General features: G+C 70.6%; 21 protein-coding genes. 7 read left to right on the forward strand and 14 right to left on the reverse strand.

Annotated features, from left to right (window positions below):
* Positions 1-24: 24 nt before the first annotated feature.
* The gene (locus tag SAOR_RS09430; protein WP_123631209.1) at positions 25-1,155 is read left to right on the forward strand and encodes an SH3 domain-containing protein; all 1,131 of its coding nucleotides are present in this window, start codon (positions 25-27) and stop codon (positions 1,153-1,155) included.
* Here SAOR_RS09430 and SAOR_RS09435 read toward each other — a convergent pair.
* Both SAOR_RS09435 and SAOR_RS09440 read right to left on the reverse strand, forming a co-directional pair.
* Positions 1,152-1,664, reverse strand: a complete 513-nt coding sequence (locus tag SAOR_RS09435; RefSeq protein WP_123631210.1) for a GNAT family N-acetyltransferase — start codon at positions 1,662-1,664, stop codon at positions 1,152-1,154. The two genes, SAOR_RS09430 and SAOR_RS09435, sit on opposite strands and share 4 nt — an antisense overlap.
* On the reverse strand, positions 1,661-2,044 hold the full coding sequence (locus SAOR_RS09440) for a DnaJ family domain-containing protein (protein ID WP_123589877.1): 384 nt from the start codon (positions 2,042-2,044) through the stop codon (positions 1,661-1,663). The genes SAOR_RS09435 and SAOR_RS09440 overlap by 4 nt, the downstream gene beginning before the upstream one ends.
* 76 nt (positions 2,045-2,120) lie before the next feature.
* Between SAOR_RS09440 and SAOR_RS09445 the strand changes: the two genes are divergently transcribed.
* Positions 2,121-3,074: an alpha/beta fold hydrolase gene (locus SAOR_RS09445; protein WP_123631211.1), complete on the forward strand. Its 954-nt coding sequence runs from the start codon at positions 2,121-2,123 to the stop codon at positions 3,072-3,074.
* Positions 3,075-3,394: 320 nt separating this feature from the next.
* Here the strand turns inward: SAOR_RS09445 and SAOR_RS09450 are convergent, their stop codons facing one another.
* Both SAOR_RS09450 and SAOR_RS09455 read right to left on the reverse strand, forming a co-directional pair.
* A complete protein-coding gene (locus SAOR_RS09450; RefSeq protein WP_123631212.1) occupies positions 3,395-4,489 on the reverse strand; it encodes a PA0069 family radical SAM protein in 1,095 nt (364 codons plus the stop codon).
* A 40-nt stretch (positions 4,490-4,529) separates the two neighbouring features.
* Positions 4,530-5,279, reverse strand: coding sequence for an SDR family oxidoreductase (locus SAOR_RS09455; RefSeq protein ID WP_123631213.1), 750 nt, complete (start codon positions 5,277-5,279; stop codon positions 4,530-4,532).
* A 131-nt stretch (positions 5,280-5,410) separates the two neighbouring features.
* Here SAOR_RS09455 and SAOR_RS09460 point away from each other — a divergent pair, with 131 nt between their 5' ends.
* Positions 5,411-6,670: a GGDEF domain-containing protein gene (locus SAOR_RS09460; protein ID WP_185015616.1), complete on the forward strand. Its 1,260-nt coding sequence runs from the start codon at positions 5,411-5,413 to the stop codon at positions 6,668-6,670.
* Positions 6,671-6,745: 75 nt separating this feature from the next.
* Here the strand turns inward: SAOR_RS09460 and SAOR_RS09465 are convergent, their stop codons facing one another.
* The 3 genes from SAOR_RS09465 to SAOR_RS09475 are packed head-to-tail and all read right to left on the reverse strand — an operon-like array spanning position 6,746 to position 9,908.
* Positions 6,746-7,033 carry a hypothetical protein gene (locus SAOR_RS09465; RefSeq protein ID WP_123589882.1) on the reverse strand — a complete coding sequence of 96 codons (288 nt, stop codon included), beginning with the start codon at positions 7,031-7,033 and terminating at the stop codon, positions 6,746-6,748.
* A 58-nt stretch (positions 7,034-7,091) separates the two neighbouring features.
* Positions 7,092-8,330, reverse strand: coding sequence for an HlyD family secretion protein (locus tag SAOR_RS09470; RefSeq protein ID WP_123631215.1), 1,239 nt, complete (start codon positions 8,328-8,330; stop codon positions 7,092-7,094).
* A 21-nt stretch (positions 8,331-8,351) separates the two neighbouring features.
* Positions 8,352-9,908: a DHA2 family efflux MFS transporter permease subunit gene (locus SAOR_RS09475; RefSeq protein WP_123631216.1), complete on the reverse strand. Its 1,557-nt coding sequence runs from the start codon at positions 9,906-9,908 to the stop codon at positions 8,352-8,354.
* A gap of 81 nt (positions 9,909-9,989) precedes the next feature.
* On the opposite strand from SAOR_RS09475, the gene SAOR_RS09480 reads away from it, so the two are divergent.
* A complete protein-coding gene (locus SAOR_RS09480) occupies positions 9,990-10,640 on the forward strand; it encodes a hypothetical protein (RefSeq protein ID WP_123631217.1) in 651 nt (216 codons plus the stop codon).
* 36 nt (positions 10,641-10,676) lie between these two features.
* On the opposite strand, the gene SAOR_RS09485 is transcribed toward SAOR_RS09480, so the two are convergent.
* Positions 10,677-10,820 (reverse strand): entericidin A/B family lipoprotein, encoded by a 144-nt coding sequence (locus SAOR_RS09485; RefSeq protein WP_123631218.1) that lies wholly within the window; start codon positions 10,818-10,820, stop codon positions 10,677-10,679.
* 731 nt (positions 10,821-11,551) lie between these two features.
* Positions 11,552-12,037, reverse strand: coding sequence for an Lrp/AsnC family transcriptional regulator (locus SAOR_RS09490; protein WP_123589887.1), 486 nt, complete (start codon positions 12,035-12,037; stop codon positions 11,552-11,554).
* A 170-nt stretch (positions 12,038-12,207) separates the two neighbouring features.
* Between SAOR_RS09490 and SAOR_RS09495 the strand changes: the two genes are divergently transcribed.
* The gene (locus tag SAOR_RS09495; protein ID WP_123631219.1) at positions 12,208-13,902 is read left to right on the forward strand and encodes a 2-isopropylmalate synthase; all 1,695 of its coding nucleotides are present in this window, start codon (positions 12,208-12,210) and stop codon (positions 13,900-13,902) included.
* A 67-nt stretch (positions 13,903-13,969) separates the two neighbouring features.
* Complete coding sequence (locus tag SAOR_RS09500; protein ID WP_185015617.1) at positions 13,970-14,737, forward strand: enoyl-CoA hydratase/isomerase family protein; 768 nt, start codon at positions 13,970-13,972, stop codon at positions 14,735-14,737.
* Positions 14,738-14,952: 215 nt separating this feature from the next.
* On the opposite strand, the gene SAOR_RS09505 is transcribed toward SAOR_RS09500, so the two are convergent.
* Together SAOR_RS09505 and SAOR_RS09510 are read right to left on the reverse strand one after the other, a co-directional pair.
* On the reverse strand, positions 14,953-16,152 hold the full coding sequence (locus tag SAOR_RS09505) for a c-type cytochrome (RefSeq protein ID WP_123631221.1): 1,200 nt from the start codon (positions 16,150-16,152) through the stop codon (positions 14,953-14,955).
* 3 nt (positions 16,153-16,155) lie between these two features.
* On the reverse strand, positions 16,156-16,860 hold the full coding sequence (locus SAOR_RS09510; protein WP_123631222.1) for a c-type cytochrome: 705 nt from the start codon (positions 16,858-16,860) through the stop codon (positions 16,156-16,158).
* A gap of 237 nt (positions 16,861-17,097) precedes the next feature.
* On the opposite strand from SAOR_RS09510, the gene SAOR_RS09515 reads away from it, so the two are divergent.
* Positions 17,098-18,207, forward strand: a complete 1,110-nt coding sequence (locus SAOR_RS09515) for an AI-2E family transporter (protein ID WP_185015618.1) — start codon at positions 17,098-17,100, stop codon at positions 18,205-18,207.
* Between the two features lie 231 nt (positions 18,208-18,438).
* Here the strand turns inward: SAOR_RS09515 and SAOR_RS09520 are convergent, their stop codons facing one another.
* The 3 genes from SAOR_RS09520 to SAOR_RS09530 form a co-directional block, all read right to left on the reverse strand.
* Positions 18,439-19,770: an NCS2 family permease gene (locus tag SAOR_RS09520; protein ID WP_123631239.1), complete on the reverse strand. Its 1,332-nt coding sequence runs from the start codon at positions 19,768-19,770 to the stop codon at positions 18,439-18,441.
* A 79-nt stretch (positions 19,771-19,849) separates the two neighbouring features.
* Positions 19,850-20,653 (reverse strand): alpha/beta fold hydrolase, encoded by an 804-nt coding sequence (locus SAOR_RS09525; protein WP_123631224.1) that lies wholly within the window; start codon positions 20,651-20,653, stop codon positions 19,850-19,852.
* Between the two features lie 51 nt (positions 20,654-20,704).
* Positions 20,705-22,543, reverse strand: coding sequence for a chloride channel protein (locus SAOR_RS09530; RefSeq protein ID WP_123631225.1), 1,839 nt, complete (start codon positions 22,541-22,543; stop codon positions 20,705-20,707).
* Positions 22,544-22,644: the final 101 nt, after the last annotated feature.

Raw genomic sequence — 22,644 nt, forward strand, 5'->3', positions numbered from 1 at the left:
GCCGGACCCGGCCGCGGCGAAGCGGTGATCCGCGCGGCGCTGGTCGTCGGCCTCGTGCTCGTGCTCGGGCTGGGGCTGTCCGCACCGGCGGCGGTCGCCGACACCCGCGCCGGCATCGCGGCCCATGCGCGCGGCGATTACGCCGCCGCCGCCGAGGCCTGGCAGTCGCCGGCGGCCGAGGGCGCGGCGCGGGCGCAATACGGGCTGGGCCTGCTCCATGCCGAGGGCCGGGGCGTGCCCGCCGATCCGGCGCGGGCGCTGGGCTGGTACACACGCGCGGCCGAACGCGGTTTCGCCCCCGCCCAGTACAACCTGGCCGTGCTGCACGAACGCGGCGCCGGCGTCCCGCGCGATATCGCCCAGGCGGTGTTCTGGTATGCCGAGGCGGCGCGCCGGGACTTCGCCCCCGCGGCGACCAACCTGGCGCTGGCTTATCTGGACGGGCGCGGTCTGCCGCGCAATCTCGAGGCGGCGGTGCAGACGCTGGCGGTCGCCACGCCGGCCGATCGGGCGCGCCTGCGCTCGGCCCTGCCGGCGGCGCGGGTGGGCCCGGCCCGGGTGAATCTGCGCGCCGGGCCGTCGCTCAACGCCGCGGTGCGCAGCCGGCTTGCCGCGGCCACGCCGCTGCGCGTGTATCGGCGCCAGCGCGGCTGGGTCGAGGTCTGGGCGGCGGACGGCGAGCGCGTGGGCTGGGTCGCCGAGCGGTTGCTGCGCGGAGTGCCGAAGTCTCTGTCGCTCGATCTCGAGGGCCTGCGCCGCGGCCCGCTGAACGGCTTCGACGCGGCCGCGGCGCCGCGACGGGTGCCGGCGCGCGGCGCCGGGTCCGAACCGCCGACGCTGGCGGCCTATGTCGGTTTGCCCGCGCTCTTCGCCGATATCGACGCCGGCCGCGGGCGCGACAGCCCCGAGGCGATGCGGCGCGTGGCCACGCCGCGGCTGAACGTGCGCGCGGGGCCCGGTACCGACCGGGCGGTCGTGGCGACGCTCTCCCGCGGTGCGACGGTGCGTGTTCTCGGCCGCGCCGGCGGCTGGCGCCGCGTGCGCTACGGCGCGGAGGCGGCCGAGGGCTGGGTCGCGGCGTTTCTGCTGGCGCCCGCGGTGGGTGCGGAATCGGCCGCCGACACGCGGCCGGCGGTCGGTACGGGCGGCGGTTAGGCGGGGAGCGCGCGCCCCATCAGGTAGTCGTCCATGATGAAGCCGGCGCCGATGTCCTTGACGTCCTCGGCCTCCACCGCGAAGCCCAGGCGCCGGTAGGCGTGGACGGCGTCGACGTTGTGCCGGTTGACCCGCAGTCGCAGCCGGGTCGCGCCCCGGCGGGCGGCGTCGGCGAGGCTGTCCGCGACCAGCCGCCGGCCGAGCCCTTCGCCGCGGGCCTCGGCGTGGACATAGAGCTTGTCCAGCCAGGCGGTGGCGGCGTCCGCCGGGTCGGGCGAGACGGCGGCGAAGCCGATGGCCCGGCCCGCCCGCCGGGCGAGCACGAAGCGGGTGCCGGCCCGCTGTTCGGCCGCCAGCGCCTGCGGGCTGTAGCCGCGTTCGAGCATGTAGTCGATCTGGGCCCGGCTGATCAGCCCCGGGTAGTGCTCGTGCCAGATCTCGCGGGCGAGCGCGGCCAGCCGGGCGTGATCCGCGGCCGTGGTCGCCGCCGCGAGGACGGCGTCGGTCATGCGCGGTCGTCGTTGCCGGCGAATCGGTCGCGTACCGCCGCGGCGTAGTCGGGATCGGCCAGCAGGGCGCGGCCGCGGCGGCTCTGGCGCAGGCGCGTCTCCAGCCAGCGCAGGCGCCGGGTCAGGCGTTCGGACTCCGCGCTCTCGGGCTCGGTCGCGGCGAGCAGTTCCTCGATGTCGCGGATCGCGCGGCGGGATTCGATCTCGGGCGGCACGAAGCCGGCGTTCTTGAGCAGACGATAGCCGGCCCGCAGTTCCGGCGGCACGTGGCGGTCGTCGTCGAGATTCAGCGGTTGGCCGGCGCCCGGCAGATCGTCGAACTCGCCGCGCTCGGCGGCGGCCTCGATATGGGCGTCGGCCAGTCGGTCGAGCAAGCTCATGACGCTAGAATACACGCGTCGCGCGCCGGGGCCGAGTGCCCCGGGCCCGGAACGAGCAGTCGCAGGATGGTTCGCTATGACAGAGTTTCTGGCGCCCGCACTCGAGGGGGCGGACAAGCAGGGGCGGGTGGCCGCCAACGGCCTCGAGCTGGCCTGGGAGCAGTTCGGCGACGACCGCGACCCGGCGCTGATCCTGATCATGGGGCTGGGCACCCAGCTCACCGGCTGGCCGGACGCCTTCTGCCGCGCCCTGGCCGACACCGGCCTGCGCGTGATCCGTTTCGACAATCGCGATATCGGCCTGTCCACCAAGCTGCGTACCGCGACCCGGCACGACGGCCCGCGGGCGGCGTTCTTCAAGTCGCTGCTGGGCCGCGAGATCGACGCGCCCTACACGCTCGAGGACATGGCCGTGGACACGGTCGGTCTCATGGACGGGCTCGGCATCGCACGGGCGCATCTGGTCGGTGCCTCCATGGGCGGCATGATCGCGCAGCTGGTTGCCGCGCTGTATCCGGAGCGCGTGCAGACGCTGACCTCGATCATGTCCACCTCGGGGGCGCGCCGTCTGCCGCGCGGCCGGCTCAAGACCCTCCTGCGCCTGGCCAAGGCGCCGCGAAGCCGCGACCCGGACGCGATCGCCCGGCACATGGCGGTGACCATGCGCATGATCGGCAGTCCCCGCTACGGCCGCAGCCTGGCCGACTGGACCAGCGAGATTCGCCGGAACGTCGCGCGCAGCTACTATCCCGCCGGCACCCGGCGGCAGATGCTCGCGGTGATGGCCGCGGCCTCCCGAACCGATCTGCTCGGCGGCATCCGGCAGCCGGCGCTGGTGATCCACGGCGCCGCCGACCCGCTGTTGCCGGTCAAGCACGGTCGCAGCACCGCCGAGCATCTGAGCGACGCGCGCTACGAGGAGTTCCCCGGCATGGGTCACGATCTGCCGCCGCGGCTGCTGCCGCGGTTCGTGGAGCTGATCGGCGAACTCGTGCACGGCGAATCGGAGCCCGCCGGCCGGGCGAGGTAGCCGCGGTGCGGCATCCGGCCGGCCGATCGAGACGGACCGCCGACGGCCGTCCGTCGACCGGGCCGCACTCGCCCGCGGGTCGCCAGGCCGGGCCGGCTGCGCCCTGCAGGCCGGGCGACTGCGGGTCGACGGCGCTCCAGCCATGCGGCGGCGCATCCGTCGCGGGCGCCGCTCGGCGCGCCGGGATCGGCCAGGTCGTCGTGTCCGGGCGGGTTGGCATTTGTGGCCCGGCACGCGGCGGCACGGAGGCGGATGCACCGCGTCGTCCCGGAACGCCTGTCGTATGAGGCCGACGATCGCGAATCGCGCCGGCCCGTCGTTCAGGCGAAATCGAAGGCCTTCTGGTCGCCGGCCGCCGGCGGACACGCGAAGCGGCCGGTATCGAGCGTGATGCGGCGGCTCGCGTCGATGCCGGCGCGCCGGCAGGCGAGCCGGAAGCGCCGCGCGATGAGTTCGGCGTGCACGCCCGAGCCGCGCATGCGCTGCCCCCAGCGGGCGTCGTAGTCGCGCCCGCCGTGGCTCTGGTTGATCAGGCTCATGACGTGGGCGGCCCGGTCCGGATAGTGGGCGGCGAGCCAGTCCCGGAACAGATGCTTGACGCCGTACGGCAGGCGCAGCAGCACGTAGCCCGCCGTCAGCGCGCCGGCCTCGGCCGCACGCGCGACCAGCGCCTCCAGCTCGTGATCGGTCAGCGCGGGGATGACCGGCGCGACCAGCACGCCCACCGGAATGCCCGCGCGCCGCAGCGCCTCGATCGCGGCGAAGCGCCGGCCGGGGCCGGCCGCACGCGGCTCCAGGCGCCGCTTGAGCGTCGCGTCGAGGCTGGTGACGCTGACCATCACGCTGGCCAGATTGTCCGCGGCCATCTCGCCCAGCACGTCGATGTCGCGGGTGACCAGTGCGCCCTTGGTCACGATCGAGATCGGCTGGTTGAAGCGGCGCGCGACCGCGAGCAGCGCGCGGGTGATCCGCAGCCGGCGCTCGTCGGGCTGGTAGGGATCGGTGTTGGCGCCGAGGGTGATCGGCGTGCAGCGATAGCCCGGCGCCCGCAGCTCGGCCTCGAAGCGCTCGGCGGCGTCGGGCTTGTAGTAGATCTCGGTTTCGAAATCGAGCCCGGCCGAATGATCGAGGTACTCGTGGGTGGGCCGCGCGAAACAGTAGATGCAGCCGTGGCTGCAGCCCTTGTAGGGGTTGATGGAGGCCGAGAAGGGCACGTCCGGGGAGTCGTTGCGGCTGATCACGCGTCGCGCCGGATCGGCGTGCAGCCGGGTGGCCGGCGGCGTGTCGTCGGCCAGCGCCTCGGCGTCGAGCGTGCCCCAGCCGTCGTCGAAGTCGTCGGCGCCGGCCGCGGCGAAACGCCCTGCGGGGTTGGTCAGCGCGCCGCGCGTCTTGTGGTGGGTCGGGCGATGGGGCATGCTTGCAACTGTATAAATAAACAGTTTATTCGGCAAGAGGTCACGGTTCGATGCTTTCGCCCGCCCAGTCGAAGACGTGACCGCTGTCCTCCGGCGTGAGCCGGTCGATCACCGCCAGCAGATGCCGGGCCGCCGTGTCCGGGCTCTGCAGGCGGCCCGCCGGCACGCGTCGCTGGAAGGGCTCGGACAGCCCGGTGTCCACGGTGCCCGGGTGCAGGCCCACGCAGATCAGCGCCCGGGAATGGCGTCGCAGCTCGATGGCGGCGGTGCGGGTGAACTGGTTCTGGGCCGCCTTGGCCGCCCGGTAGGCGTACCAGCCGCCGATGTGGTTGTCGCCGATCGAGCCCACGCGGGCCGACAGACTGGCGATGACCGCGCGCTCGCCGTGCGCGAGTAGGTCCTGGAAATGCTTGATCATCAGCAGCGGCCCGGTGGCGTTCACGGCGAAGCTCGTGGCGACGTGGGCGGGGTCGATGTCGGCCAGGCGTTTTTCCGGCCAGAGGCCGGTCCGTTCATCGTGAAGCAAGCCAGCCAGCACCAGCATGCCGTCCAGACGCTCGACCGTGCGCCCGATTCGGGCCCGCGCGTCGGCAACGCTGGTTTCGCTTGTCACATCCAGCGCCACAATCCGGAGCCGTGTATCGCCGTGCGCCTCGGCGAGCGCCTGCAGACGCGGTGCGGCCGACGGATCGCGCACGGTCGCGACCAGTCGCACCGCGTCGCGCTCGAGCAGCCGGGTCGCCAGCGCGAGGCCGAGGCCTCGACCGGCGCCCTGTATGAGGATGTTCATGGGGTTTGCCTGCTCCCGGATTGGATGGGCTGTCGTCTGCCGCGGCCGCAGCGGGCCCGGTACGGCGGATGCGTGCGCCTGTGCGGGCGCGCGGTTCGGCCCTGGGTGTGGCCCGAAGGGATACAACGACAATGCCGAACAAGGAAACCACCTCCGCCGAGCTGTACCGGCTGGAACGCGCGGAGGAGCAGCAGTGGGCCGAGGGCGCGCAGCAGACGCCGACGGAACTGCTACGCGAGCAGCGCGAACGCGGTTTCGCCACCCTCTGGTTCCGACCGGAACTGGAGGCGGATTTCTGTCGCTATCTGCGGCTGTCCGGCCGGCTCAGCCGTCTGACGCTGCTGTCGATCGCCTTTCTGGCGATGGCGATCACGCCGCTGATCGACACCACGCTGCTCGGCATGCCGGAACCGCTGGTGCCGCTGTCGCGCTGGCTGCAGCTCGGCGGGATGATCCCGCTGCTGCTGGGTGTCGGCCTGTTCTGCTGGAAGCGGCCGGACGCGGCGGCCATCGAGCTGGTCATGGTGTTGCTGTTTCTCGGCTTCATCGCGGGGCTGCTGGGCCAGCGGATCGTCGATGCCCGATACGGCTTCGACCTGCCGGTGGAGTTCATCGGCATCTGCACCGTCACCATGTTCGCCCTCGCCCGCATCCGCTTCTGGGTGATGCTGCCGGCGGCGGTCGTGGCCGGCATCGCGGCCATCGGCGTCGAGATCGCGTTCATCCATATCGAGCCCAACGTCAACTATCACGTGTTCGCGACCGTGGTGCTGATGGTGGTGGCGGTGTGTGCGGGCTATTCGCTGGAATACTTCATCCGCTGGACCTGGCTCAACGGCACGCTGCTGCATTATCTGTCGCGCCAGGACAGCCTCACCGGGCTGCTCAACCGCTATGCGCTGGAGGATGCGCTCGAGCAGGCGCAGGCGCAGGCGGCCCGGGAATCGGCGGGCTACGCGGTGGCGATGATCGATATCGACGCCTTCGGCGCCTATAACGACCACTACGGCCATCAGGAGGGGGATGCGGCGCTGCGCCGGGTCGCGGCGGTGCTGCGAGCCGGAGCCCGGCGGCCGCTGGATGTCTGCGGCCGCTACGGCGGCGAGGAGTTCGCCATGCTGTGGATGCACGGAGACGCCGACGAGATCCGGGCGCTTGCGGAAAACGTCTGTTCAGCCATCGCTGCGGAACGGATTCCGCACGCGGTGTCGCCGGTGGCCGAGTGGGTGACGGTGAGCATCGGCGTCTGCCACATCGGCCCCGACGACGGCCGCGTCGGTCTCTCGGCGGCGCTGCGCAAGGCCGACGCGTTGCTCTACGAGGCCAAGGCGCGGGGCCGCAACCGGGTGCTGTGCGAGCGTTTCAGCAGCTGGCCGGACGACGACGGCTGAGGCGCCGCGGTCGAGCGCCGGCGGGCCGACTTGCCGGTATCGCCGGCCGCGGAGCCTGCGGCGGGTGGTCGCGCGTCAGTGGATCAGCCAGGTCAGCACCACCACGCCCAGCGCCGCCCAGATCACCGCGCCGATGAGCCGGCGCTTGAGCAGCGCACGCAGGGCTGCCCAGAGCATCACCAGGCCGAGCAAGAGAATGAGCAGGCTCAGCACCGAGGTGCTGATGCCCAGGGCGTTGGTCAGCCCCGCCAGAAAGCTGTCGATGAGGCCGTAGAGATTGCCCAGCAGCCCCGCCAGCCCGTCGACGATGAAGCGGATGGCCGCGCCCAGTGTCTCGCCGATCCAATGAAAGAATTCTTCCACGTTCCTGCACGCTTCCGGCGAGCGCCGGTCCGACCAAACCAGCTGCCAGTCTAAAGCCTCATGAGGCCGATGCGGGCGGTTGGGCGCGCGCCGCGCGGTTGCCGCCGGCGGGACCGCGACCGTCGGATGCGGCCGGCGTGACCGTCGTGTCCACAGCCACCTCCACCATCATGCCCGGGCTGAGCGCGGTCTTCGGCCCGTGGTCGATGGCGATGCGCACCGGGATGCGCTGGGTGATCTTGGTGAAATTGCCGGACGGGTTCGGGTTCGGCAGCAGCGCGAACTGGTTGGTCGCGGCATGGCCGATGACGGCGACATGGCCGCGATAGGCGATGTCCGGGCGGGCGTCGACGTGCACGGCCACCGGCTGGCCGACGGCCAGTTCGGCGATCTTGGTCTCCTTCATCTTGGCCTCGATCCAGACGTCGGCCGGGTCGTGCATCATCACGATCGGCTGGCCGGCAGAGACGTATTCGCCGGCTTCGATGAAGGTCTCGTCGACGACGCCGTCGATCGGCGCGGTGATCGCCAGATCGTCCAGACGCGTGCGCTGGTGTGCCAGTTCCGCCTTCGCCTCGGCGAGCCGATGTTTCATGACCGCGCGCTCGTCGGTCAGCACCTCCGGGTTGTCGATCGTGGCCTGCGGCGCCGACAGCAGGCCGGTTCGGGCGTTGTCCAGGGCGATGCGATCGACGCGCACCTGCCGCTCGGCGCGGTCGTGCTCGGCGCGGGCGGCCTGGTAGGCGTAGCGGTCGGCGTCGCGCTCGGCCTCGGAGACGCCGTGGCGCTGATAGAGTTCGGCCGACCGTTCGGCGTCGTGGCGGGCCCGGGTGGCGTCGGCGGCGGCGGCCTTCTCGGCGGCGACGTCGGCCGCCAGCACGTCTTTCATCTGCTCGATGCCGCCGCTGATCTGGCGGCGGGCGAGGTCGATGCGGCCCGCCTGGGCGTCGAGCTCGGCCTGCATGCGCTCGACCCGCGCGGCCAGCTGGCGGCGGCGCAGCGCGTCCGGCCGGCTGTAGAGCTGGGCCACTCGCGCGCCGGTCGCGAGGCGGTCGCCGCGAATCAGGTCGAAGCCGGTCACGCGCCCGGCCAGCCGGCTGCTGACCGTGATCTCGTGGGTGGCCACCCGGGCGTCGTTCTCGCTGACGTGGGTCAGGCGGTGATGCAGCCAGAAGCCCACCCAGATCGCCGCGATCCCGATCAGCACGGCGGCCGCGAGGAGCTTGAACAGCCGCCCGGTCCGGCCGCGGCCGGATGCGCTGGAGTCGGTGTCGTTGTCGGTCTGCGATGCGGTCATGTGCGAAGCGTCGGTTGAAGGTCAGCGGTCGGCGGCGCGGGCGCCCCAGCGGCTGAGCAGAAACGAGGGCAGGCAGACCGCGACCAGGGCGGTCGCCACCATGAGAAAACCGTCCTGATAGGCGTAGATCGTCGCCCAGATGCGGTCGATGCCGGAGAGCACGTGCTCGGCCGCCGCGCGCCGGTGCGTCGCGTCCACGCCGGTGCGCCCCAAGACCTCGCCCAGATGAGAGAGCGCACGGCGGGCCATGTCGTTGCCCGGGTTCAGGCCGGCGGTCAGGTGATCGCTGTGGGCCAGCGTGCGGCGGTCGAGCATGGCCACCAGCGTGACGGTGCCGAAGGCCCCGCCCAGCTGCAGGGCGAAGTTGATCGCCCCCGAACCGTAGCCGATCAGCCGCGGCGGCAGCGCGGCGATGGAGCGCGACAGGGTCGGCGGCGGCACGGCGGCCATGCCCACGCTCAGCAACGCCATCGACAGCGCGAGGCTGGCAAACGAGGTGTTCCAGTCGGCCTGGGCCATCCGGCAGACCGCCCAGATCGCGAACGCCAGCCCGGGCAGGGTCAGCCAGTGCGGGGCCATGCGGTCGCTGAAGCGGCCGACCAGCGGCACGAGCACGGCCAGCACCAGCGTCGACGGCGTGAACAGAACCCCCGAGGTGATCGGGCTGAAGTGCAGGATCGCGTCCATGAACTGCGGCAGCAGGTACATCACGCCGTAGAAGGCGCCGCCGAACAGCAGCATGACGATCGACCCGGCCAGGAACTCCTTGTGCCGGAAGATGGCGAGGTCCAGCAGCGGGCGCGGCTGGCGCAGCTCCCAGCCGATGAAGAATACCGTGGTCGCCAGCGAGAGAACTTCGAGCTGGAGGACCGCGCTGCTCTGCCAGCCCCAGCGCTGGCCGTTGGCGATCGCGGCCAGCGCGGCGAAGATGGCCACGAACAGCGTGATCGCGCCGACCCAGTCCAGCGGCGGCCGCGGCCCGGTCGACTCGCGCCGGGGCAAAAAGATGGCGCCCATGACCATCGCGGCGACACAGATCGGCAGCACGATGAAGAACACGTAGCGCCAGGAGAAATGTTCGACCAGAAAGCCACCCACCACGCTTGCCAGAGTCAGCGGCAGGCCCAGGCTCATGCCGTAGAGCGCGGTCGCCATGCCGCGCTGATGGGGCGGATAGACCGCAAATAACGCTTCGAGCGCGACCGGGCGGATGATGCCGGTCATCGCGCCCTGCACCACGCGCGCGACGATGATCGCGCCCATGCCGGTGGCCAGACCGCCCACGAACGAGGCGGCGATGAACACCGCCAGCAGGCCGACGTAGGTCGCGCGCTGGCCGAAGGCGCTCATCAGCCAGGGCGAGATCAGCAGCGTGACCGTGGTCGCGGCCAGAAAACCGGTCGACAGCCATTGCACCTGGTCGGCGCTCATGCCGAAGGCGCCCTTGATGTAGGGCGTGGCGACGTTGACGATCGTGATCGACATGCCCAGCGCGACCAGCCCCAGCAGCACCGTCAGCGTGACCAGCCAGCGGTATTTCGGGCCATAGCGCTCGAACATGGCCTCGACCTGGGTCATGCCGCTCCGGAAGGGGAAAGACGAAGGCGTATTCTATTGCATGTAAACTACAATAAAAATGACAGTCATCGGGAGCGAGTCATGGGCGATCACACCGGGGCGCCGCGCCGCCGCGCGTGGGGGATGATTCTGGCGGCGGTCGTGGCTCTCGCGGCCCTGTCCGGCTGCGCCGCCGCGCCCGGCATGTCCGACACGTCCGTCGCGTCGGCGGCCTCATCGCGGCACTACCACAGCCCGCGCTACGGCCTGGCCATCGCTTACCCGCAGGGTGTCCCGGCCGCGCGGCGGTTCGAGGCCGATTATTTCCTGGGCACGCGCTGGAATCCCGATGCGGCGGCGGCCGTGCCCGGCGACGCCCTGCTGGCGTTGACGCTGCCCGGGTCCAACACGATCACCCGTGGGGTGATGCGGATCGGCGCCAGCCGCGCGCCGCGCGCGCTGGCCGCCTGCAGTGGACCGTCCAGCGGGCCGGCGGGCGCCCCGGCCGAGCCGCGGCGGGTGTTGATCGACGGGGTGGCCTTCACCCGGGTCGATACCGGCGATGCCGCGATGAATCACCACCTGCAGCGCCACAGCTACCGCGCGGTGACGGCCGGCCGCTGTATCGCCATCGACCTGATCGTGACCGGCGTCAATCCCTCGGTCTATGCCTCGCCGCCGGCGCGGCCGTTCGACCGTGAGACCGCATTCGCCCGGCTGGAGGCACTGTTGTCGCGGCTGCGGCTGGAATGATGGATCGCGCCCGCCCATGGGCGGCGGGCGTCGGTCCTATTCGGCGGCGTCCTGGACTTCCTCGCCGGCGCGTTCCATGTCTTCGCCGGCGCCCTGGATCGTGTTGCAGCCGGTGAGCAACGACATGCCGATGAGCATCAGAGCCACGAGGCCGGTCCATCTCGGGGTATTACGGTTCATCTGCGAACGCCCTCCGGGCGTGTCCACGGGGCGGGCTCGCCCCGCATCGACTATAGCCCCAGCCCGGGCGGATTGCGAGAGGCCGTCGAGGCCCGTGCGCGGTCGCTGTCGGCGGCGTTGTCCCCCGACATGCAAATCCCGTTTTGCCAAGTTGATGACGTCAACGGCTCCCGGCGTGTCGGCCGCAGCCATCGGCCTTTAATCAATTGAAAATAAGTAACAAAAGTGTGACAACCTCTGTTTCCAGGTGCGTTGAAAACAGCTGGTGATTCGGCGGTTTCGCTGCCAGGTCAATGATCGCAGCGGGTGTGGGCGATGTCGGCCCACGCCGGCCGTTGCCCTGCTATCGGGGCCGCGACCCGGGATCGCGCGGTGCCGCGGCCGGCCGCGAGAAGCGGCAGGCTAGGCCATGCGCGTCGGCGCGCGAGGCCGCTCGGGCGACGCGTCGGGTGTGTCTGCCCGCGCCACCGCGGCGGGCCGCTGTCGGGGCGATCGGTCCTGCGGGGCGCGAGTGCCGACCGGTTGTGGCGCGGCGCGCGCTGTCCCGGGCGGGCCCCGCGAGCCTCGGCCGCGGGCGCCTCGACGTGCTCGCTCGTACCGGCCCGGGGTGGAGATGACGTCATGCCCGGACCTATCGCGAACGGCCGCGAGCCCGCGGCTTGGAGGCGGGATTTCGCCGTCCGCATCGGCGGATCGACCCCACGTTTCCGGTTGCCGGGCGAGACCCGGCGTCAGCGCGGCGGCAGCACGCGGTCGTGCATCACCCGGCGCAGCACGAAGCTGGAATGCACGCCCGAGACACCTTCGATGCGCGTGATGTGCTGCAGCAGCAGCCGCTGGTAGTCGTCCATGTCCACCGCGGCGATGCGCAGCTGATAGTCGGCCTCCTGGCCGGTGATGAGCAGGCATTCCTGAACCTCCGGCAGCTCCGCGACCCGGGCCTCGAAGTTGGCGAAGCGTTCGGGCGTGTGCTTGTCCATGGAGATCAGCAGCAGCGCGACCAGACCGTAGCCGAGCGCGCGCGCGTCCACCTCCGCCCGATAGCCGGTGATCAGCCCCGCGGCCTCCAGTGCACGCACCCGTCGCAGGCAGGGCGAGGGCGACAGGTTCACGGCCTCGGCGAGCGCCTGGTTGCTGATGCGGCCGTCGGCCTGCAGCACCTCGAGGATGCGGCGGTCGAAACGGTCCAGGCCGGCGGTGTTGCGCTGATTTGACATGAGTTGGCAATAATTTTTATTCAGCAGGATATTATCAGCATGATATTGCGTGCCGATGCATTCCATGCGTCGACTTGGCAATCCGGTGCCGCCGCAGGCGGGTTAGACTATGTCCAGCCGGATCCCGACTAGTCGCGACCCGGCGTTCGACCGACAGCAAGGACGCAGACATGAGCCGTTTCGACCATCGCAAGTATCGCCCCGCCCCGCGGGTGACCGGTTTCGACCGCACCTGGCCCGAGCGCGACCTGACGCAGGCGCCGATCTGGGTCAGCGAGGACCTTCGCGACGGCAACCAGGCCCTGCTCGAGCCGATGAGCGTGGACCAGAAGAAGCGCCTGTGGCAGCTGCTGGTCGATGTCGGCATCAAGGAGATCATGGTCGGCTTTCCCTCGGCCAGTCAGCCGGATTACGACTTCGTGCGCTGGCTGATCGACGGCAATCGGATTCCGGCGGACGTGACCATCGCCGCACTCACCCAGTCGCGGGATCACCTCATCGACCGCACCTTCGAATCGCTGGAGGGCGTCGACAAGGCCATCATCCATCTCTACAACTCGACCTCCACCGTCCAGCGCGAGCGCGTGTTCGAGATGGACGAGGACGGCATCATCGACATCGCCGTCGAGGGCGCCAGGCGGGTCAAGGCCAACGCCGAGGCCCGCCCGGGCGTGCACTGGCGGCTGGAATATTCACCGGAGAGTTTCTCCACCACCGAGCCCGAGTTCGCGGTGCGCATCTGCGAGGCGGTGATGGACGTCTGGCAGCCCACGCCCGACGACCGGATCATCTTCAACCTGCCGAACACGGTCGAGATGGCCGGCCCGCACCATCACGCCGACCAGATCGAGTATTTCTGCCAGAACGTCAAGAACCGCGAGTCCGTGATCGTGTCCGTGCACACGCACAACGACCGCGGCGGCGCGGTGGCCGCGGCCGAGCTGGCGATGCTGGCCGGCGCCGAGCGCGTGGAAGGCACGCTGCTGGGCAACGGCGAGCGCACCGGCAACATGGATATCGTGATCCTGGCGATGAATCTCTACGGCCAGGGCATCGATCCGGAGCTGGATCTGTCCAACCCGGATGAGATCATCCGCGTGGTGCACGAGTGCACCGGCATTCCGCTGCATCCGCGCCATCCCTGGGTGGGCGAGCTGGTCTATACCGCGTTTTCCGGCAGCCACCAGGATGCGATCCGCAAGTCGCTGCGCAAGCAGGGCGAGGACGAGCCCTGGCAGGTGGCCTACCTGCCGATCGACCCGCGCGACATCGGCCGCGACTATCAGGCCGTCATCCGCGTGAACAGCCAGTCCGGCAAGGGCGGCATGGCGTTCCTGCTGGAGCGCGACTACGGCATCAACCTGCCGCGCTGGATGATGCTCGCACTCGCCCCCCACGTGCAGGCCGAGAGCGAGAAGATCGCCGGCGAACTGGCCAGTTCGCAGATCCGCGATCTGCTGTTCAGCCACTTCTCGCGGCGGGCGCCGATCGCGCTGGTGGACTACGGCCTCAGCCGCGCGGGCGATACGCAGTCGATGGTGGTCACCCTCGAGCAGGACGGCGAGCAGTTCACGCTGGAGGGCCGCGGCAACGGGCCGCTGTCGGCGTTCGTCAACGCCTGGAACGCGCATGCGAACGACGACATCGCCGTGGCCGATTACGCCGAGCATGCGCTGTCGACCGGCTCCGACGCCGACGCCATCGCCTTCGTGCAGCTCAAGTGCGGCACGGTGCGGGTACCCGCGGTGGCCGAGGACAGCGATACGGTCAGTGCCTCGCTGCAGGCGATCATCAGCGCGATCAACCTCACCCGGGAGCGCGACGAGACCGGCCAGCGGGGCGGGCTGACCGCGCTCGCCAGCTGATCGCCCGCGCACGGGCGCCGGCCTCGCTCCGGCGCCCGCTTTTCAGATGCGCGGGAGGCGCGTTTCCATGGCCGAATTCATCCGTTTTGACGTAGACGCCGACGGCATCGCCCACGTAGTGCTCGATCGGCCCGACGTGCTCAACGCCATGCACGCGCCGATGCGCGAGGCGCTCATCGATTGCATGGCCACCCTCGACGCGCGCCCCGACGTGCGCGCGGCGGTGCTCACCGGCGCCGGCGAGCGTGCGTTCTGCGCCGGGCAGGATCTAGACGAAGCCGTGGCCTTCGACGGCGACGACGCGGTCGCGGCCTGGGCGCGGCACCAGGGTGCGCTGCTGCGTGCCGTGCGCGCGCTCGACAAGCCGCTGGTCGCCGGCTTCAACGGCGTGGCTACCGGCGTGGGCTTTCAGCTCGGCCTGCTCGCCGATCTGCGCATCGGCTATCCCGAATTGCGGCTGGGCCAGCCGGAGGTCCGGGTGGGGCTGGCCAGCATCTACGGTTCCTGGCTGATGTCCCTGCATCTGGGGCTGGCCGCGAACGTGGAGCTGTCGATGACCGGCGACCTGATCGACGGCGAGCGTGCGCAGGCGCTGGGGCTGGTCAACGAGCTCGTGCCGCAGGGCGGCGTTCGCGATCGCGCCGGGGCGACCGCACGACGTCTCGCGGCGCAACCCGCCGCCGCGCTCGCCGCGACCAAGCGCCGTTTTCGCGAACAGACCCAGGCCGGCTTCGATGCCACCTGCGAGGCGGCGGTAGCCGCCCAGGTCGCGGCCTACGCGAGCGGCGAACCCCAGCGGCGGATGTCCGCCTTCATCGCCCGTCGCCAGGCCTGACGCAGCCGCCCGGGCGGGTGTCGCCCGTGATCGCGCGTTGGCGCATCCCGATCCGGACCGTTGCGGCGGTCGGGCTCGGGTCACCACCACGAGACCCGGTCGCGGCCACGGCGCTGGCCGCCAGTCATCCCTCGGGGTCGGGCGCGCGGTCGCGCTTGATCCGGACGTGCGGTGCCGCGGCCTGTGTCGCCGGTGTACCCGGTCGCTGGCTCGACTCAGCGCCGGAGGTTGGTGGCCGACACCGGCGCGGCGTCGTTGCCCCAGCTGCCGCGGATGTAGCTGATCACGGCGGCGAGCTCGCGTTCCGATAGCTGGTGGAACGGCGGCATGCCGTAGGGGCGGGGATTGCCCGCGGTCGCCGGTGGAAAGCCGCCGCGCCGGATCATGTTGGCGACGTTGACCGGGTTGTCCATGGTCACCGCGCGGTTGCCGGCCAGGGACGGGGCGCCGTCGCCGCCTTCGCCCTCGTCGCCGTGACAGTCGGCGCATGCGTTCGCATAGATGCGCCCGCCCTCGCGCATGGCCGCTTCGCGCCCGCGCTCGGACAGCCCGATCAGGCGCTCGGGCGAGGCCACCGTCCGTGCCGGGATCGATTTCAGATAAGTGGCCATGGCCTGGGCGTCCTCGGAGCTCAGGTACTGCAGACTGTCGAATACGACATCGGCCATCGGGCCCATCGTCGCGGCGTGCTCGGTTCGGCCGCTGCGCAGCAAGGCCGCCGCCTCGGCCACGGGCCAGTCCTGCAGCCCGGCCTGGGCCGGATCGGCCAGCGGCGGCGCGTACCAGCCGTGGATCATCGCGCCGGGGGCGTCGGCCTCCGTGTCGGTCGCACCGAAGGTGCCGCGGGCGCGGTGGCAGCCGTCGCAGTGGCCCAGGCCCTCGACGAGATAGCGCCCGCGCGCCCGCACGGGATCGGCGTCCGCCGTGTCCGCGGGCGTGCCCGGCTCGAAGTACAGCGCCTGCCAGAGATTGACCAGCGGCCGGTAGCCGTAGGGCCAGTCCAGATCGTGCGGCGCGGTCTCGTGCGCCACGGCCGGCACGGTCTCGAGATAGGCGTGGATCGCGTCGATGTCGTCGCGTTCGACCCGGGTGTAGCTGGGGTACGGGCAGGCCGGATACAGCGGCGAGCCGTCGGCGCGTTCGCCGTCGTGCATGGCCGCCCAGAGGTCGTCGGCGCCCCAGTCGCCGATGCCGGTGGCCGCATCCGGCGTGATGTTGGGCGTGATGAAGGTGCCGTAGGGGCTGTCCAGGCGCAGGCCGCCGGCGAAGGGTTCGCCGCCGGGCGCCGTGTGACAGCCCGCGCAGTTGCCGATGCGGGCGAGATACTCGCCGCGTTCGGCATCGGCGCTGTCAGTGGCGCCGACGGCCGGGGCCGCGGTCAGAAGGAGCAGCAGTATCGGAAGCAGGCGATGCATGGGTCAGGCGTTGTCGTCGGGCGCCGGAACGCTGCCGCAGTCCATCGGCGGCTCGGCGATCGGGGTGTCGGCGGGTTCGGTGTTGTCGGGCACCGGCCGCGCGGCCAGCCAGGCGGCCACGGCCTCGACGTCGCGGCCGTCGAGCCGCGCGGTGATTTCGGCCATGCAGTCCGGCGCCGCGGCGTGCCGGGTACCGACCTGCCAGGCGCCCAGCTGGGCCATGATGTACTGACGCGGCAGGCCGACCAGGCCGGGCGTGTTCGGCTGCACACCGGTCAGGCGCTCGCCGTGGCAGCTCGCACAGGCGGGCACCTCGGCCTGCGGGTCGCCCTCGCGCACGAGCTGTTCGCCGCGTTCGGCCAGGGCTCGGCCGGGGCGCTCGGCGGCGGCGGGATAGGGCGGATGCCGCTCGGCGAAATGGCGTGCGATCTCGTAGAGATAGTCGCGCGACAGATGCGACACCATGTGATTCATGGTCGCGTTGCGCCGCCGCAGCGTCTGATAGTTGACCAGCTGGTTGTAGAGATAACCCGCCGGCTTGCCGTGGATGCGCGGCACGTAGCCGTCCTCGAGCCGGATGCCCTCCTCGGCGTGGCAGGCGGTGCAGGCCGCGACGCGGTCGCCCATGCCGTCGTCCGCCGCAATACCTTCGGCCGGCAAGCACAGCAGATAGAGCAGGCAGGACACGATCGTGGCGAGCCGGTGCATGGGTTCGATCTCCGAGTGGCGGCGGGGCGACGCGACGAGCGCCCGTGAGCGGGGCAAGGATACGGTTTTTCGCCCCGAGCTTCAGCCCCGCGGGAGCACCGCTGGGCCGGGCCGGCTACGCAGGGCTACGGATGGCGACCCGGCTCGGGTGCACGCTAATCTATGGCGCTGTGCATTGATGCCGGCGGATGCGCGACGGGGCGCGATGGGATCCGGCCGGGGAAAGGGGAGCCTTGCATGGCTGAAGAGTCGAAGCCGGTCGACCGGGCACCGGACAATTACGTGATGCGACTGTTCGAGCGGCCGATCCAGGTGCGGTCGTTCATCATGACCGCGATCCTGGCGCTGCTGGTGCTCTATACGCTGTACTTCGCGCGGTTCGTGTTCATTCCGGTAGTGCTCGCGCTGATCTTCAATCTGCTGCTCGGGCCGCTGGTCACCAGGCTGCAGCGCTGGTACGTGCCGCGCTGGATCAGTGCGCTGCTGATTCTCGGCAGTTTCGGCTCGTTGGTCATCTACGGCGCCTACGCTCTCATGGGGCCGGCGCAGTACTGGATCAACCATGCCCCCCAGGCATTCACCTCCTTCAGCCAGCAGACGTCCGAACTGCAGCAGCAGATTCAGGACATGAACGAGAGCACCGAGGAGATCAAGGAAGCCGCCTCCGAGCTGATAGGCGAGGCGTCGCGCCGGACCATCACGATCAACGATCAGGGCATTCGCGATCAGATCGTGGCCAATCTGCAGTGGACGAGCGGCATCCTGTTCATGACCGTGATCATGCTCTATTTCATGCTCTGCGGCCGCGGCTTCCTGCTTCGACGACTGCTCATCCTCACCCGTACCGGCCGCAGCCGGCGCAACGCCGTGCGCATCGTGCGCCATCTGCAGAGCGACATCAGCCGTTATCTGCTCACAGTGACCGTGATCAACACCGTGCTCGGCGCCGCGGCCGCCGGCGTGCTCTGGGTGATCGGTCTGCCGGACCCGATACTCTGGGGCGTGCTGGTCGGGGTTTTCAATTTCGCGCCCTACGCCGGGGCGGCGATCTCGCTGGCCGCCATCTCGCTGGCCTCGTTCGCGACCTTCGACACGCTGGCGCATGTGCTCGCCGCCCCCGCCGCGGTGTTCGCGTTGAACGTGCTGGAAGGCAACTTCATCACCCCCGCGATCCACGGGCGACGCTTCGAGATGAGCGCGCTCATGGTCTTTTTGGCGCTGTTCTTCTGGGGCTGGCTCTGGGGCGTGGCCGGCATGCTCATGGCCGTGCCGCTGCTCGTGGTCATCAAGGTCACCTGCGACCACATCGAGGAACTGCGGCCGGTGGGGCGGTTCCTCGGGAACTAGCCGGGCAGATCCCGCAAAGACGTGCCGCCGGGTCGTCGATTCGGCGCAGGCTGTCGCCGGGCCGGCCGGTGCCGGATGCGCCGCCGGGCCCGAATGGCGAGCGGCGCGGGCGCCGTGGCCGGTGGCCGACGGACCACGCCACTATCGACTTCGGACGTGACCGACGCACCGCCGGCGACTCCGGACGGGCACGGCTGGCCTGACCTCGAGGTTCGAGCTTGGCTCGCGCGCCTAGCCGGCCGGCCGCAGGAACACGAAGTAGCCCAGAAAGATGACCGCCAGCGCGTACATCAGCGGGTTGATGTCGCGGGCGCGGCCGGCGGCGGCCATGGTCAGCGGATAGACGATGAAACCCAGCGCGATGCCGGTGGCGATGGAGTAGGTCAGCGGCATCATCAGCACGGTGACGAAGGCCGGCGCGGCGGTCTCGAAGCGTTCCCAGTCGATCTGCTTGAGCGAGGCGCACATCAGCACGCCCACCACGATCAGCGCCGGCGCGGTCACCGCCGAAGTGACCACCGCCAGCAGCGGCGAGAAGAACAGCGCCAGCAGGAACAGCACGCCCACGACGACGGCGGTGAAGCCGCTGCGGCCGCCGGCGGCGACCCCCGAGGCGGACTCGATGTAGGCGGTGGTCGAGGAGGTGCCGATCAGCCCGCTGGCAGTGGTCGCCAGGGCGTCGGCGAACAGCGCCCGGCCGGCGCGCGGCAGACGGTTGTCGCGGATCAGCCCGGCCTGTCGGGCCACGCCCATGAGCGTGCCGGCGGAGTCGAAGAAGTCCACGAACAGCATGGTCGCGATCACCACCAGCATGTTCGCCGTGAACAGTTCGTCGAGACGGGTCAGGGCCACGCCGGCCACCGGGGTCACGTCCGGCACCTGGCCGACGATGTGGTTGGGCAGCTCGATCAGGCCGGTGACGATGCCCGCAGTGGCGGTGGCGACCATGCCGAGGAAGATCGCGCTGGTCAGGCGCAGCGTCATCAGCACCAGCGTCACCGCGAGGCCGAAGATCGCCAGCAGCGTCTCCGGCGTGGTCAGCGGCGCCAGCCGCACCAGCAGGGCGTCGTCGTCGAGCACGATGCCCGCGTTCTGCAGACCGATGAAGGCGATGAACAGGCCGATGCCGGCGGCCACCGCGTGCTTGAGTTCCGGGGCCACCGCGTCGATGATGCGCTGGCGGATGCGCGACAGCGACAGTGCCACGAAGATGAGCCCGGAGACGAAGGTGCCGGCCAGCGCCGTCTGCCAGTCGATGCCCATACCGAGCACCACCGAGAAGGCGAAGAAGGCGTTGAGCCCCATCCCCGGGGCCTGGGCGATCGGAAAGCGCGCCAGCAGCCCCATCACCAGCGAACCGAAGGCCGCGGCCAGCGCGGTCGCGGTGAATACCGCCTCGCGCGGCATGCCCAGCGCCTCGGCCTCGGGGCCGGCGCTGGCCAGCGAGAGCACGCTGGGGTTCACGAACAGGATGTAGGCCATCGACAGGAAGGTCGTCAGCCCGGCCACCGATTCAGTGCGGAAGTTCGTGCCCAGCGTGTCGAAATCGAAATAGCGCGCGATCGCGTTCACGGCGTAATCCCTGATGCGGCCCGGCACGAAACGATACAAGAAACGTGCCGTTCCCGGCGCCGGCGGTGGCTCATGCGCCGCCGCTGCGGCCGGCGACGCGGGCGAGAAAAGCGGTCAGCGGCGGATTGACCGCCGCCGGATGGGTCAGGTTGGCCGCGTGTCCGGCGCCGGGAATGCGCACCAGCTCCGCCCGGGGCAGCCGTGCGGCCATTTCCTCGGCGAGCGTCATGTCGATGGCGCGGTCGGCCTCGCCGTGGATGACCAGCGCCGGCACGTCGATCTCGCCGAGGCGGTCGCTGATGTCATCGCGCGTGTCGAGGGTGGCGTAGATGCGGGCGACATTGGCCGCGGAGGACGCCGCCCAGCGCGACTTCCACTGCTCGGCGTGGGCGCTGTCGTCGCCGAGGATGCGCGCGGCGATGTTGTCGGCCATCTCCGGCGTCAGGCCGTGTTCGGCCCAGAGGGCGGCCGCCCGTCGATGGGTTTCGATGCGCTCGGCGGGCTCGGGCCGGGCCTGGCTGTCAATGAGCGCCAGTGCCGCGACGCGCTCCGGATGGGTGAGTGCGGCCCGCAGGGAGAGATAGCCGCCCTGGGACATGCCGATCCAGACCGCCCGCTCGATGCCGAGAGCGTCGAGCAGCCCGACGGCGTCGTCGGCCGAATCGTAGTAGGAGAACGGCGCCTCGTCGGTCACGGTGGCGCCGTGGCCGCGTTCGTCCCAGGCGATGCAGCGATAGTCTTGTCGGAGCGCCTCGATCTGCGGCTCGAACATGCGATGGTCCATATGCAGTCCGTGCGAGAACAGCAGCGGCGGACCGTCGCCGCCGGTATCGATATAGAACAGTCGCTGGCCGTTGCTGTCGATGTGCGGCATGTCGTCTCCTCGTTGCGCGGTGGCTGTGGCGGCGCGACCGGGGCCCGGCGGTCAGCGTCCGGCGGACGGGCCGTGGCGCGGCTCGCGGCGGCGCGCCATCTGGCGGGCCAGCCGGCTGGAACGGGCCACGTCCGACAGCGTCAGGACACCCTGGACCTCGCGGGGATGGTTCATGTGGCCGTCCGGGGTCACCAGTGCGACCTCGCAGTGGGCGGCCCGCAGCCGGCCGACGATGTCGAAGATCAGGTCGTCGGCGCCGACCACGATATATTCGTGCTCCATGTGCTCGTCCGCCCAGCTGCGGATGCGCCCGCGCCCGGTCAGCCGGTAGTGGCGGCGCGAGGAGAAGATCGACTGGATGCCGCCTTCGGCGTCGAGCACCAGCACGTTCGGCGTCTGCCGGCCGAACCGGCGGAAGCGCCGGCGGATCTCGGCCATGCCGCGGGTGCTGCCGACCCGCACGACCCGCGGATCGTAGAAGTCCGAGGCCTTGCGCAGCATGAACAGATTGGTCTCCAGCGAGGCCGGCACCGGGTGATTGCGGCGGCTGAGCTTAAAGGTGTAGATCGTGTCGGCGGTCAGGAACTGGCGGATGCCGTAGGCGATGGAGACGATGATCACCATCGGGATGATCACGTGGTAGTCGCGGGTCATCTCGAAGATGATCACGATCGCGGTGAGCGCGGCGCCGGTGGAACCGGCCACCACGCCGGCCATGCCGAGCACGGCCATGGTCGCGACATCCAGCTCGAACCACGGCGCGATCTGCTGCATGCCCACGGCGAAAGCGCCGCCCAGGGTCGCGCCGAGATACAGCGCCGGCGAGAACACCCCGCCCGAAGCGCCGGAGCCCAGCGTCAGCGACGTTGCCAGCAGTTTCGCAGCGAACAGGAGCAGCAGCAGGCCGGGCGCGGTGAGCGCGTTCTGGAGGATGTCCTGGATGGTCGCGTAGCCCACGCCGTCGACATAGTAGTGCCCGGTCGTGGTCACGAACACGTACATCATCAGCCCCACGCAGCCCATGCCGAGCACGTGGCGCAGATAGGCGTTGCCGGGCAGGCGCTCGAACAGATCCTCGAACAGATAGATGCTGCGGTTGAACAGCCAAGCCGCCAGGCCCATGAGCACGCCGAACACGAGATAGACCAGCAGTAGTTCCGGCGAGTTCAGGTCGAGGCCGTTGTTGGCCAGCGCCGGGATGTCGAACGAGGGCGTGTTGCCGAACAGCGCCCGGCCCACGAACGAAGCCGCACCGGTGGCCAGGGCGACCGGAATCAGCGTGCGCCCGGAGGTCTCCGGCAGGATGATCTCGATGGCGAACAGCAGCCCGCCCAGCGGCGCGTTGAAGGTCGCGGCGATGCCGGCGGCCGCGCCGGCGGCGATGAGCGTGTTGCGCTGCCATTCGCGCAGCATCGTAGCCTGCCCGACGCCCGAGCCGAGCGCCGAGCCGATCTGGATGATCGGGCCCTCGCGGCCGACCGCGCCGCCGGTCGCGATCGAGATCGACGAGGCCAGCGCCTTGACCCCCGCCACCGTCGGCCGGATCACGCCGCCGCGGTAGTAGATCGCGTCGATGACCTCGGGCACGCCGTGGCCCTTGGCCTCGGGGGCGAAGTTCTGCACCAGGAAGGTCACCGCCACCGCGCCCAGCATCGGCACGATGATCACCCAGGCGCCCCAGGGGCTTACGCCGGTGTGCTGGTTGGCGTCGTAGATCCGCGACAGCTCGCCGAAGAAGGCGAGGTTGTGGAAGATCGCGATCAGGTCCCGGAACAGGGCGGCGCCGAGCCCCGCCGCGATGCCCACGCCGACCGCGAGGAGGGCGAGGACGAGGCTGGAGCGTTCGATCGTGCGCGGCCGGGCCACCGGAATCCTTTCATTGTCGGGCATATGGCGATGCCGCAGCCGACGTCTGCGCGGCGGGACGGCATCGACCTGATGCATGGATTATACAGTAGACGGTCGGCTCACCGGAGCCGGCCGGCCTGTCC

It is taken from the genome of Salinisphaera orenii subsp. orenii MK-B5, assembly GCF_003788635.1.
GTDB classification, from domain to species: Bacteria; Pseudomonadota; Gammaproteobacteria; order Nevskiales; family Salinisphaeraceae; genus Salinisphaera; species Salinisphaera orenii.